Source organism: Paenibacillus paeoniae (genome assembly GCF_003388735.1).
GTDB lineage: Bacteria > Bacillota > Bacilli > Paenibacillales > Paenibacillaceae > Pristimantibacillus > Pristimantibacillus paeoniae.
Genome location: NZ_QUBQ01000002.1, coordinates 473,288 through 486,459, shown reverse-complemented (window position 1 = coordinate 486,459; position 13,172 = coordinate 473,288). Strand labels below are relative to the sequence as shown.

General features: G+C 52.3%; 11 protein-coding genes and 1 riboswitch. Of the genes, 10 read left to right on the top strand and 1 reads right to left on the bottom strand.

The features are described 5' to 3' along the window. The first annotated feature begins 6 nt into the window (after positions 1–6). Both DX130_RS14505 and DX130_RS14500 read left to right on the top strand, forming a co-directional pair. Positions 7–624, top strand: a complete 618-nt coding sequence (locus DX130_RS14505; RefSeq protein ID WP_116046551.1) for a nitroreductase family protein — start codon at positions 7–9, stop codon at positions 622–624. 177 nt (positions 625–801) lie between these two features. After that, positions 802–2,049 carry a TraB/GumN family protein gene (locus DX130_RS14500; protein ID WP_116046549.1) on the top strand — a complete coding sequence of 416 codons (1,248 nt, stop codon included), beginning with the start codon at positions 802–804 and terminating at the stop codon, positions 2,047–2,049. Between the two features lie 59 nt (positions 2,050–2,108). Here the strand turns inward: DX130_RS14500 and DX130_RS14495 are convergent, their stop codons facing one another. Beyond that, a complete protein-coding gene (locus DX130_RS14495) occupies positions 2,109–3,392 on the bottom strand; it encodes a glycosyl hydrolase family 18 protein (protein ID WP_116046547.1) in 1,284 nt (427 codons plus the stop codon). A gap of 241 nt (positions 3,393–3,633) precedes the next feature. Further along, positions 3,634–3,732, top strand: a riboswitch (purine riboswitch). A 291-nt stretch (positions 3,733–4,023) separates the two neighbouring features. On the opposite strand from DX130_RS14495, the gene purE reads away from it, so the two are divergent. The 8 genes from purE (at position 4,024) to purF (ending at position 13,149) form a co-directional block, all read left to right on the top strand. Next, positions 4,024–4,509 carry a 5-(carboxyamino)imidazole ribonucleotide mutase gene (gene purE / locus DX130_RS14490; protein ID WP_116046546.1) on the top strand — a complete coding sequence of 162 codons (486 nt, stop codon included), beginning with the start codon at positions 4,024–4,026 and terminating at the stop codon, positions 4,507–4,509. Next, positions 4,506–5,717 (top strand): 5-(carboxyamino)imidazole ribonucleotide synthase, encoded by a 1,212-nt coding sequence (purK, locus tag DX130_RS14485; RefSeq protein ID WP_116046544.1) that lies wholly within the window; start codon positions 4,506–4,508, stop codon positions 5,715–5,717. The genes purE and purK overlap by 4 nt, the downstream gene beginning before the upstream one ends. 7 nt (positions 5,718–5,724) lie before the next feature. Further along, entirely contained in the window at positions 5,725–7,020 is a 1,296-nt protein-coding gene (gene purB / locus DX130_RS14480) for an adenylosuccinate lyase (protein ID WP_116046542.1), read from the top strand. 16 nt (positions 7,021–7,036) lie between these two features. Continuing rightward, positions 7,037–7,936 carry a phosphoribosylaminoimidazolesuccinocarboxamide synthase gene (locus DX130_RS14475; protein WP_116046540.1) on the top strand — a complete coding sequence of 300 codons (900 nt, stop codon included), beginning with the start codon at positions 7,037–7,039 and terminating at the stop codon, positions 7,934–7,936. Positions 7,937–8,517: 581 nt separating this feature from the next. After that, on the top strand, positions 8,518–8,763 hold the full coding sequence (purS, locus tag DX130_RS14470; protein ID WP_206098834.1) for a phosphoribosylformylglycinamidine synthase subunit PurS: 246 nt from the start codon (positions 8,518–8,520) through the stop codon (positions 8,761–8,763). A 3-nt stretch (positions 8,764–8,766) separates the two neighbouring features. Beyond that, entirely contained in the window at positions 8,767–9,462 is a 696-nt protein-coding gene (gene purQ, locus DX130_RS14465; RefSeq protein WP_116046537.1) for a phosphoribosylformylglycinamidine synthase subunit PurQ, read from the top strand. Continuing rightward, on the top strand, positions 9,440–11,683 hold the full coding sequence (purL, locus tag DX130_RS14460) for a phosphoribosylformylglycinamidine synthase subunit PurL (RefSeq protein WP_116046535.1): 2,244 nt from the start codon (positions 9,440–9,442) through the stop codon (positions 11,681–11,683). Before purQ ends, purL begins: the two co-directional genes overlap by 23 nt. Next, positions 11,668–13,149 (top strand): amidophosphoribosyltransferase, encoded by a 1,482-nt coding sequence (gene purF, locus DX130_RS14455; RefSeq protein WP_116046533.1) that lies wholly within the window; start codon positions 11,668–11,670, stop codon positions 13,147–13,149. Before purL ends, purF begins: the two co-directional genes overlap by 16 nt. The last annotated feature ends 23 nt before the right edge of the window (positions 13,150–13,172 follow it).

The window sequence follows — 13,172 nt, the reverse complement described above, 5'->3', positions numbered from 1 at the left end:
ACGGAAATGACTACAACAGATTTAGGGGAGCTTCATATCAAGGCGAACGCAGTAGGGGTGCTGGACGCTATCCGAGGCCGCCGTTCCATCGGCCGGCTTAAGCCGGATGCTGTAGAGCGGGAGATTATTGAAGCGTTATTGGAGGCGGCGTCCTGGGCGCCGAGCCATCATAATACACAGCCTTGGCGTTTTGTCGTTATGACGGGAGAAGGAAGATCGCTGTTAGGCGAGGGCTATGCCAGAGTAACAGCAGCGAATGTGCCTGAGCTGGAAGGCGAGGAGCTTGAGGAGCGGCTGCGGAAGGAACGTGTGAAAGCGAATCGTGCGCCTGTTGTCATTGCAGCGATTTGTTCTCCGGCTGACGACCCGAGAGCGGTTCGCGAGGAGGAGCTTGCGGCTGCGCAGGTCGCGGTGCAGAACTTGCTGCTTGCCGCGCATGCTTACGGACTTGGCGCCATCTGGCGCTCGGGAGCGCCGATGTTCCATCCGCGTATGAAAGAAACGTTCGAGCTTCGTGAGGATGAAGAGCTTGTCGCATTCATCTATCTGGGTTATCCCGATATGACTGCGCCAGAGCCAAAGCGTACGCCGGTTACGGACAAGACGATTTGGGTGCAAGGATAAGCGTAACGTTAATAGGTCGTGTGACAAAGGGCTTCGCCGAGTGCGGGGCTCTTTTTTTTGAACACCACTATACAAAACTATAGCTACCCTTCCATTTAATTCCTCGGTATAGTTAGAGGTGGTGTTGCTACTTTTGGAGCAAGACTATTATCCTATTAAAGAGAAAGTAGGCATCAAATGAAAAAGTTTATTTCTATTCTTATTGCCATCGTTATGGCACTCAGCTTTGCAACGGGCACTCAAGCCGCTTCGAACCCATTATCCATTTGGGTAGACGGCGAGCAAGTACAATTCGGCTCTAATACGCCGATTGTGGAGAAAGGCACCACGCTAGTTCCAGTTAGAATGCTTCTGGAGAAGCTGAGCTTCAAGATTGACTGGAATGAAGAGAACCGCGTCGTAACGGCGACAAGCACTAATCCTAGAAATCAAGCAATCATCAGCTTGCAGATTGACCATACAACAGCATACGTCAACAGCCAGCCACAGCAACTGGCGGTAGCGCCTAAGATTCAAAACAAAGCGACTTATGTGCCGCTTCGCTTTATTGTAGAAGCAACAGGCTATGAGATCGATTGGAATGATGCAGAGCGTAAAATCTCCATCGACACCATTCAGGAAAGCCGCGGCTTCATGTGGAAGGTTGAGAAAGGCGGCAATACCGTCTATATGCTCGGCTCTATCCATGTAGCGAACGAAGCGATGTATCCGCTCAGAGACGAAATTATGGATGCTTTCATGGAAGCCGATCATCTAGCACTGGAGATTGACTTTACTTCGGAAGAAAATATCTCTGACTTTCTCAATAGTATAAGCACTTATAATGATGGGACGACGCTGCAAAATCATATCTCAGCTAAAACGTATCAATACGTCGTCGAGTTGCTAACGGACCTGGGCTACCCAACGTATGCGCTCGATCAATTTAAGCCATGGTATGCATCCATGCTTCTTGACGCCGAAAGACGAGAAGATAGCGAATATAAGTCAGAGCTTGGCATTGATGACTACTTCATGAAGCTTGCGGAAAAATCGAAACTGCCTATTATCGGTCTGGAGTCTTCCAAGTCCCAACTGAATATGCTGAACAACTTCTCGGATCGTATTCAAGAGGAGATGTTGTTTGGTTCTATCGTTAGCTTCTATGTCGAAGAAGAGCCAGTGAAAGATTTGTCCGATATGTGGATCGACGGAAACCTCGACATGCTTACTGATATGGCTGTACAAACTCAGAAGAGCGATGCGGAGTATTACAAAGCGATGCTGCAAGACCGCAACGTGCTGATGGCTGAGAAGATCGACGCTTTCCTTAGCGGCGACAAATCCGAAACTTATTTTGTCGTAGTTGGAGCGCTCCATATGGTAGGCGAGCATGGACTGGTTCCTTTGCTTGAGCAGAAGGGTTATACCGTAACAAGAGTATAGACAATTGAAGGGCCGACGGCAGATGATGCCGCGGCCCTTTTCTTTTTGAGGGAATAGACTTACACCAGCTTCTTGATGGTGAAGTTTTCACCAAGGACGAACCAGTTTTGCGGGAAGTTGACGCCAAGCACCCAATAACTCACGCCCCGCAGTTTATAGGCTTTGACGATATCGAACTTGGCTTGCACGCTGCGGGCATCCTCGTACCAGACGACATGCTCCCTGCCTTCCTCGTCATAATAATGATAGTAAGGAGACTGTGACTCCTCGTCATAACGAATCGTAGCCCCATACTTGGCGGCGCGGTTGACGGCTTCGTACGGACTGACCGTCGGGGCCCATCCGCCTCCTTGCACGTAAGGCAGCTTCCAGTCATAGCCGTACAGGGGCATGCCCATCACAATCTTCTCCGAAGGGATGACGGAAAGAGCGAAGTTCAGCACTTTGACGACCTCGTTCAGCGGAGCAACCGCTCTTGGCGGACCGCCGGACCAGCCCCACTCATAGGTCATGAGGATCACGAAGTCAACAATTCTGCCGTGTGCGGCGTAATCATGCGCTTCATATAAGGTCCCCGTTTGATTTGCTGAAAGTTTGGGGGCAAGTGCCGTAGATACTTGTAAGTTGTAAGGATGGAGGGCATCGACTAAACGCTGCAAAAATTCATTGTAAAGTTCGCGATCAGCCGGGGGCACATATTCGAAGTCGACGTTAATGGCGAGGTAGCCCTTCTCTCTCATCACATTCAGTATGTTAGCGATTAAGGAGGACTGATAGTTGGAATCAGAGAGAACGGCGTGTGCAATATCGGGCTTGAAGGTTCCATTCTCGAAATTAGTAATGACCATCATCGGAGCAACCCGCTTGCTATATGCGGCGTTGATTATAGCTGAATCGTCGAGCGGGGTAAGCGAGCCGTTCATCTGCACTCTGTAGCTGAAAGGGCTGAGGTAGGTAAGATAATCGCCGATTTGGTTGACGAGCTCAATGCCATTGCTGCCCAACTTCTCGGTGTAGGCGTTCACTTCTATGATGGGCTTGGCAGCCTTTGGAATGGTTAATAGCTGTCCGGGCATGATAAGGGCAGGATTTGTAAGATGATTGGCTTCCACAAGTTGCCTGATGGATACACCGTACCGCTGCCCAATTTTCCATAAAGATTCGCCAACCAGCACTTTATGCTGGAGTCCGTCGCCAGGAGACGGGATGATGACGGCCTGGCCGATGACAAGCGGGCTTTGCGCCGTGAAGCTATTTGCGGCATAAATATGCTCAAGCGGCACGTCATACCGCTGCGATAGCTCCCATAACGAATCCCCTTTTTTGACCGTATGGATCTGCATACGAAACCCTCCCAAAAATTGCTCTCTACTTTCATCTATATTCACCAATGCAGGCTCGTAGTCATAAAGATCAAAAAGGGATGATTTAAGCAAGCTACCGTTAGTGTTGACAACTAATTACAGTTTTCACGGCTTTAAAACGACTAAAAAACGAACTTTAACAATTGATCTCCTTTTAATGTTCGTATTTTGTTGACAGGCTAGTGACGATTCGATAAACTAGAATAGGTTTGAGGCGGAACATGCCGCCCATTCGTATTCTCGTATATATTCGGGGCAGGCCCGAATGTCTCTACCCGGAACCAGTTATTTCTGGACTACGAGTTTGAATAATCTACATGTGTTAGCTAGAGGTGATCAGTCATCTATGCACCCCGATTGCGGATGTATGGAGGCTATATATCGCCAGAACGTATCGATCCGCAAGCCGATAGAGGGGTTGCTCTCATCAGGAGCAGTTTTTGCTGTTTATAGCGGGCGCGTACAGGGCAAATGTAGCATTCATTCATTTGAAGCTTTCCTTAAAGGAATGTTTCCTCGAGAGGTCCTTGGCATATCGTCGTTAAGATTGCTTGGGGTCTTTTTTATTTGCTTATAAGATAATCTCAATAAAGAAAGTGGGTTTGAGCACATGTCTGCTAAGGTGGGCGTCATTATGGGCAGCAAGTCGGATTGGGACACAATGAAATTAGCCTGCGACGTTCTGGAGGAATTGAATATTCCTTATGAGAAAGGGGTCGTCTCGGCGCATCGTACGCCGGACCTTATGTTCGAATATGCGGAGTCAGCTGCGGAGCGCGGACTTAAGGTCATTATCGCGGGAGCAGGCGGCGCCGCTCATCTACCCGGCATGGTCGCATCAAAAACGACTTTGCCGGTTATTGGCGTTCCCGTTAAATCTTCGAATTTGAACGGTCTGGATTCCTTGCTGTCAATCGTACAGATGCCAGGCGGTATCCCGGTTGCGACTGTTGCGATTGGCAATGCAGGAGGCACCAATGCAGGCTTGCTGGCAGCTCAAATCCTGGGCGCTTTCGATCCGGCAATTCAAGATCGTGTGCAAGCGAGACGCGATCGCATTAAGCAGGAAGTGCTGGAAAGCAGTGAAACTTTATGATCGAAGGCACGGATAACGTGAGCAGGGAAGCTGCTGCTGAGGCTGCCGCTTCATCGAATGCCGCAACGATTCTCCCTGGAGCAACTATCGGCATACTTGGCGGCGGTCAACTGGGCAGAATGCTTGCGAACGCTGGCAGTGCGATGGGCTACCGATTTGTCGCACTCGATCCCACTCCGGACGCTCCGATGGGACAAGTTGCTGACCAGATTGTTGCCGCGTACAACGACAGAGACGCTGCTCGCGAGCTCGCAGCCCGCTCGGACGTCATCACATACGAGTTCGAGAATGTGGACGCGGATGTAGCGGCTATGCTGATGTCGGAATCCTATGTTCCGCAAGGCAGCGAATTGTTGTATACGACGCAGCACCGTCTTCGCGAGAAGCGGGCGATTGAAGCGGCAGGCGTACAAGTCGCTCCCTATAGCGAGATTAGCAGCGTGGAAGAGCTACGTGAAGCGGTAGAGCGATTCGGTACGCCATGCGTACTGAAGACGGCGACAGGCGGCTATGACGGCAAAGGACAATGGGTGATCCGCGATTCCTCGGAATCGGATGAAGCGTTCGCGACTTTGTCCAAAGCAGGAACGCAGCTTGTTTTGGAGCAGTTCATCGACTTCGCGATGGAGATATCTGTCATTGCGGCGAGAAGCTCCAAAGGGGAAATAAAAGCTTTCCCGCCTGCGGAAAATATTCATGTGGAAAATATTTTGCATCTTTCGATTGTGCCTGCTCGGCTGGAGGATAGTGTGCTTCGCGAGGCAGAGCGCCTTGCGATAAGACTGGCAGAAGGACTTGGCGTCGTTGGCCTGATCGCGGTGGAGATGTTCGTGACGCGAGATGGCGAGCTCTATGTGAACGAGCTTGCGCCGCGCCCGCATAACAGCGGCCATTATACGATGGAAGCTTGCCGGACGTCGCAGTTCGAGCAGCATGTAAGAGCCGTATGCGGCTTGCCGCTTGGCGACACAGCGCTGTTAAGCCCCGTCGTTATGGTGAATGTGCTGGGCCAGCATGTAGAGCCTTTGCTTGAGAGATTGGCCGTGAGAGACGAGGCGGCAGAGCGGCTGAATGTGGCACCGAAAGTACATTTGTATGGAAAAAAAGACGCCGTGTACAAACGGAAGATGGGGCATGTGAATGTGCTTGCTGAATCGACGGAAGCGGCGCTTGATTGGATAAACGAAACTAAGATTTGGAAGGTGTGAAGGTTCAATGTTAGAGCGTTACAGCAGACCGGAAATGAGAGCGATCTGGACCGAGGAGAACAAGTTCAAGGCATGGCTGGAAGTTGAGCTTTGCGCATGCGAGGCATGGGCGGAGCTGGGCATTATTCCGAAGGAAGACGTAGTCGCGCTTCGCAAATCGGCAAGCTTCGATATCGACCGTATCTATGAGATCGAGCAAGAGACGCGTCATGACGTAATCGCGTTCACACGCGCCGTGTCTGAAACAGTAGGACCTGAGCGCAAGTGGGTTCACTACGGACTGACTTCAACCGACGTTGTCGATACGGCAACGGGCTATCTGCTTCGCCAAGCGAACGAAATATTGCTGAAGGACATTGAGCGCTTCATCGCTATCTTGCGTGAGAAGGCTATCCAATACAGGGATACACCGATGATGGGACGTACGCATGGCGTACATGCGGAGCCAACGACTTTTGGTCTGAAAATGGCACTGTGGCATGAAGAAATGAAACGTAATCTGGAAAGATTCCAACATGCGGCGAACGGCGTGCAATTCGGTAAAATGTCCGGCGCGGTAGGCACTTATGCCAATATTGATCCGTCTGTTGAGCAATTCGTCTGCGAGAAGCTGGGCATTACGGCTGCTCCGATCTCCACACAGACGCTGCAGCGTGACCGTCATGCCGAATATATGGCGACGATCGCTCTAATTGCGACATCGCTGGATAAGTTTGCAACTGAGATTCGCGCTTTGCAGAAGAGTGAATTCCGCGAGGTGGAAGAGCCGTTCGCGAAGGGTCAGAAGGGCTCGTCCGCGATGCCGCATAAGCGCAACCCGATCGGCGCTGAGAACATGTCCGGCCTGTCCCGCGTTATTCGCGGCCATATGCTGACAGCATACGAGAACGTGCCGCTGTGGCATGAGCGCGATATCAGCCACTCTTCGGCGGAACGCGTTATTTTGCCGGATGCTACGATGCTGCTGAACTACATGCTGAACCGTCTGGGCAACATCATCCATAACTTGACCGTTTTCCCGGAAAATATGAAGCGCAATATGAGCGCGACGTACGGTGTGCCATTCTCCGGACGAGTCATGACGAAGCTGATCGACAAAGGTCTCAGCCGCGAGCAGGCATACGACACGGTTCAGCCTCGTGCGATGCAGGCTTGGGAGGAGCAACGCCAGTTCCGCTCTATCATTGAAGAAACGCCTGAAATTACATCGGTGCTTAGCGCCGAGGAGATTGACGATTGCTTTAACCCGACATGGCATCTGAAGCATGTTGACACGATATTTGCACGTTTGGGCTTGAACTAAGGGGGAGTTGGAGTTCATGGCTGTTCAATCGCAAGCTTTGTCCACCGCTGTGGATTATGTGAAAGCTCCGCTTGTCTACAAAGGCAAGGTACGCGAGCTGTACGATTTGGGAGAACACTTTCTGATCGTTGTGACGGACCGTATCTCCGCATTCGATTATGTGCTGGAGCCGGCGGTGCCGGACAAGGGCAATGTGCTCAATCGGTTGTCCGCATTCTGGTTCGACGTTACGAAGGAGATGCAGACGAACCATGTCGTGCACACAGACGTGGAGCTGCTGGGCGATGTTGTTACTGCGCCTGAACTTCTGAGGAACCGGATTATGGTGACGCGCAAAGCAGAACGCATCGATATCGAATGCGTCGTGCGCGGCTATATAACGGGCGGCGGCTGGAGGCAGTATGAGGCGACATCGGCAATCAACGGCATCGAGCTGCCCGAGGGCCTTCGCAAAAACGAGCGTTTCCCGGAGCCGATCTTTACGCCTGCTGCCAAGAACGACGTCGGCCACGACGAGGACATCTCGTTCGAGCGGATGAGCGAGCTGGTGGGAGCCGATCTGGCTGCTGAGCTTCGCGATCGCAGCTTGGAGCTATATCGCTTCGCGCATGAATATTGCAAGGAACGCGGCATCATTCTAGCGGATTGCAAATTCGAGTTTGGACTTATTGATGGCAAAGTCATTCTGATTGACGAGATTTTCACGCCGGATGCCTCGCGCTTCTGGTCCGAGGGCAACTACGCGTTCGATGTGGAGATTGACAGCATGGACAAAGAGCCGGTCCGTACTTACCTGCTTGGCTCCAATTGGGACCGCAACAGCATGCCGGATCCGCTGCCGGAGACAGTCGTCATCGCGACGACTGCCCGCTATCGCGAGATCTACCGCCGCTTAACTGGCGGCGAGCTGAAGTAGTCATTGGCGTCGGAGTGCTGTTTGACACGGTGCTGGCATGGCTGCTTCGGCCGGAGCGCTGAGCCGAGAGCTTCGGCTCGTAGGTGGATATTCAGTTACTTTCCGTTAATTAAGTCGGTCAGACCGACTTAAAAGTTACAGAGACACGGGTAAGAGTCGAATAGGTCGATACAATCGACTTAACTGACTCAGTGCGAGCTACAGTAGTGAATTAAGTCGGTCAGACCGACTTAAAAGTCACAGAGACACTGGTAAGAGTCGAATAGGTCGATACAATCGACTTAACTGACTCAGTGCGAGCTATAGTAGTGAATTAAGTCGGTCAGACCGACTTAAAAGTCACAGAGACACGGGTAAGAGTCGAATAGGTCGATACAATCGACTTAACTGACTCAGTGGGAGCTATAGTAGTGAATTAAGTCGCTCATACCGACTTAATGAAATCGGCGAGTCACATCAACTAGCTATAAGTCGATTTCATCGACCTGCCTTGCACTGATGAGCAAAGCAGCGCACCAAGCTGCAATCGTCCCGCAAGCTATAGGAATACTTATCCAAAATTCAACCATACTCAGGAGGCAATTATGAAGGCAACCGTCTACGTCACGATCAAGGAAAACGTATTGGACCCGCAAGGAACAGCAGTACAAGGCGCGCTACATTCCATGGGTTTTGCAGAAGTGGGCAAAGTGCGCATCGGCAAATATCTCGAGGTTGAGCTAGACACGAACGACCGCGCTGAAGCCGAGGCACGCCTGAAGGAAATGTGCGAGAAGCTGCTGGCCAATACAGTCGTAGAAGATTATCGCTTTGAGCTGGAGGGATAAGACATGAAGTTTGCCGTACTCGTATTTCCAGGCTCCAACTGTGACATCGATTGCTACAAAGCAGTAGAGTCCACCATCGGCCAACCGGTTGATTATGTGTGGCATACTGCAACAGACTTGTCCGCCTATGATGGGATTCTAGTGCCGGGCGGCTTCTCCTATGGCGACTACCTTCGTTGCGGCGCAATCGCGCGCTTCGCGAACGTGATGAATGAAGTGAAGAAGGCGGCTGAGCAAGGCAAGTTCATTCTCGGCATCTGCAACGGGTTCCAAATCCTGACGGAAGCAGGCTTGCTCCCGGGCGCCCTGATTCGCAACAATGGACTTAAATTCCGATGTCATAACACGCCTCTTGAAGTGGTGAACAACGCAAATCCATTCACGAACCAATTCTCGCAAGGCGAGATTATCGATATTCCTATCGCTCACGGCGAAGGCAACTACTACTGTGACGATGCGACATTGGCTGAGCTGAAAGCGAACAACCAAATCGTATTCCGTTACGCAGGCGATACCAATCCGAACGGCTCCGTCGACAAAATTGCCGGCGTTAGCAACAAAGCGGGCAACGTAGTCGGCATGATGCCGCATCCAGAGCGCGCGGTTGATCAATTGCTCGGCTCAGAAGACGGCAAACGGATGTTTACATCGATTTTGAATGCATGGAGGGAACAACATGGCGCAGCAGTTAACGGCTAAGGAGCCGACAGCGGAACAAATCGCAGATCAACGCATTTACACGCAATTCGGCGTGACAGACCATGAATATGAACTGATTTGCGGATTTTTGGGCCGCAAGCCGAACTACACGGAGATTGGCGTATTTAGCGTCATGTGGTCGGAGCATTGCTCCTACAAGAACTCCAAGCCGATCTTGAAAAAGTTCCCGATCACAGGCCCTCGCGTCCTGATGGGACCTGGCGAAGGCGCAGGTATCGTCGACATCGGCGACAACCAAGCGGTCGTGTTCAAAATCGAATCGCATAACCATCCCTCGGCGGTTGAGCCGTATCAAGGCGCTGCTACTGGCGTGGGCGGTATCATTCGCGATATCTTCTCGATGGGCGCGCGTCCAGTAGCTTTGCTGAACAGCTTGCGCTTCGGCAACCTGAAGAATGACCGGGTGAAATACCTGTTCGAAAATGTAGTCAGCGGCATCGCAGGCTACGGCAACTGTATCGGTATTCCGACGGTCGCAGGTGAAGTCATGTTTGACGAGAGCTACGAGGGCAATCCGCTCGTTAACGCGATGTGCGTAGGCTTGATCGATCACGATAAAATCCAGCGCGGCGTCGCCAAAGGTGTAGGTAACCCTGTATTTTACGTCGGACCGGCTACGGGCCGCGACGGTATCCATGGAGCGACATTCGCATCGGTCGAGCTGTCCGAGGAGTCCGAGGAGAAGCGTACGGCTGTCCAAGTTGGCGATCCGTTCATGGAGAAACTGGTTATGGAAGCAACGCTTGAACTGATCAACTCCGGCATCGTGCTTGGCATCCAGGATATGGGCGCAGCAGGCCTGACATGCTCCAGTGCGGAGATGGCTTCGAAAGCAGGCAACGGCCTTGAGCTGTATCTCGACGAAGTACCGCAACGCGAGACGGGCATGACGCCTTACGAGATGATGTTGTCCGAATCGCAAGAGAGAATGCTGTTCGTTGTTGAGCCGCGGCATGAAGAGCAAGCGAAGGAGATCTTTGATCGTTGGGGCATCATTTGCGCCAAAGTAGGTAAAGTAACGGATGACGGACGTCTTCGCTTGTTCCATCAAGGTGCAGAAGTGGCTGACATGCCGGTCACAGCACTTGTTGACGAGTGCCCGGTATACAACAAGCCTTCTGAAGAGCCTGCTTACTTCCGCGAAAGCGCATCAATCGATACGGCTGATTTTGCGGAAATTACCGACCTGAACGGCGCTCTTGAGAAAGTGCTGGGTTCCCCAACGGTGGCGAGCAAAGAGTGGGTTTACAACCAATATGATTATATGGTTCGTACAGCAACGGCTGTTCAGCCAGGCTCCGACGCAGCTGTCGTAACAATTGACGGTACGCGCAAAGCGCTGGCGATGACAACGGACTGCAACGGACGTTACGTATACCTTGATCCAGAGATGGGCGGACGTATTGCTGTTGCGGAAGCAGCGCGCAATATCATTTGCTCCGGTGCAGAGCCGCTCGCGGTTACAGACAACCTGAACTTCGGCAGCCCGGAGAAGCCGGAAGTGTTCTGGCAGCTGGAGAAATCCGCCGATGGCATGTCCGAGGCTTGCGTGGTGCTGGATACGCCGGTTATCGGCGGCAACGTCAGCTTGTATAACGAGAACGCAAAAGGCGCGATCTACCCGACGCCGGTTATCGGCATGGTAGGCCTTGTGCATGATCATGACCATATCACGACGCAAAAATTCAAGTCCGAAGGCGATGTTATTATCCTTGTCGGCGAGACAAAAGCGGAGTTCGGCGGCAGCGAGCTGCAATACGTATTGAACGGCGCTGCTTCCGGCAGACCGCCAGTCATTGATCTGGCCCTTGAGAAAAACGTACAAGGCGCAGTCCTTGGCGCGATTCAAAAAGGTCTGGTCGCTTCGGCGCATGACTTGTCCGAGGGCGGCATCGCTGTCGCATTAGCTGAGTCTTGCATCAGCGGCAGCATTGGCGCGAGCGTATCGCTTGCAAGCGATCTGCGTCCTGACCATCTTCTATTCAGCGAATCGCAATCCCGCATTCTGCTGTCGGCTAAGCCGGATCAAGCGGACGCTTTGACAGCTTGGTTGTCGGAGCAAGGCGTGACACATGCGACTATCGGAACTGTATCAGGTAGCAGCCTGACCATTAACGTCAATGGCAAAGCCGGCGTCAACGCACCGGTACAACAACTGGAGAAGGTCTGGAAGGATGCGATTCCATGTCTCATGAAATAAAGTCTGCTCCAGTACTCTGGACAGGCGATCATTATAATGAAGGCATCGGCCGTGACGATATTTTTGACAAGCTGCGTGAGGAGTGCGGGGTGTTCGGCGTGTTCGGACATCCCGACGCTGCTGGCCTTTCGTACTATGGCCTTCACGCTCTGCAGCATCGGGGCGAGGAGAGTGCAGGCATCTGCACCGCGGATTCGAAGGACAGCGGCAAGTTCAATTACTACCGGGGCATGGGATTGGTGAAGGAAGTGTTCACCAAGGATCAGTTGGAGCTTCTCTCTGGCGATCGCTCTATCGGACATGTCCGCTATTCCACTGCTGGTGAAAGCCGGCTGAGCAATGCTCAGCCGCTGATCTTTCGCTATCGCGACGGTGATCTTGCAGTTGCGACGAATGGTAATATCGTCAATGCGCCGGAGATTCGCCGCGAGCTGGAGATGAGCGGCTCTATCTTCCAAACGTCCAGCGACACGGAAGTTATCGCGCATTTGATCGCTCGCTCGTCCAAAGATTTTGTGACAGCGGCTAAGGAAGCTTTGCAGCGTATCGTGGGAGGATTCGCATTCCTCATCATGACGAACGACAAGCTGCTGGTCGCTTCCGACCCGCATGGTTTGCGACCGCTGGCTATGGGCCGTCTTGGCGACAGCTACGTGTTCTCTTCCGAGACATGCGCATTCGAGACGATCGGCGCAGAGTATGTGCGTGACGTACAACCTGGCGAGCTGTTGATTTTGGATGACAGCGGCCTGCAAATTGAACGATACGCAACGATTGAACGCCGCGCTACTTGCGCGATGGAATATATTTATTTTGCCCGCCCGGATAGTGATATTAACGGCATCAACATCCATTCCGCACGGAAGCGGATGGGACAACAGCTGGCCATCGAGTCCTTCATGGACGCGGATATCGTAACCGGCGTGCCGGATTCCAGTATCTCTGCTGCAATCGGCTACGCTGAGCAGACGGGCATTCCTTATGAGCTTGGACTGATCAAAAACAAATATACAGGACGCACGTTCATTCAGCCGTCCCAAGAGCTGCGCGAGAAAGGCGTCAAGATGAAGCTGTCCGCCGTCCGCAAGGTCGTGGAAGGCAAACGCGTCGTCATGATCGACGACTCCATCGTTCGCGGCACCACTTCCCGCCGCATCGTGAACCTGCTGCGTGAAGCGGGAGCGACTGAAGTACATGTGCGCATTACGTCGCCTCCGTTCAAAAACCCATGCTATTACGGCATCGACACGCCGGATCGCAAGGAATTGATCGCTTCGTACCGTACGATTGAGGAGATTCGCAAAGAGATCAACGCGGATTCGCTGGCGTTCCTAAGCGATAATGGATTCGTTGATTCTGTCGGCGGCAACGAGGGCGCCTACAATCGCGGGATGTGTCTCGCTTGCTTCGACAATGACTATCCAACGCCGGTGAACGAAGAGTCGGAGAAGAGTTGCAGCTGTTAACAGGGATAATTTCATGATTGATA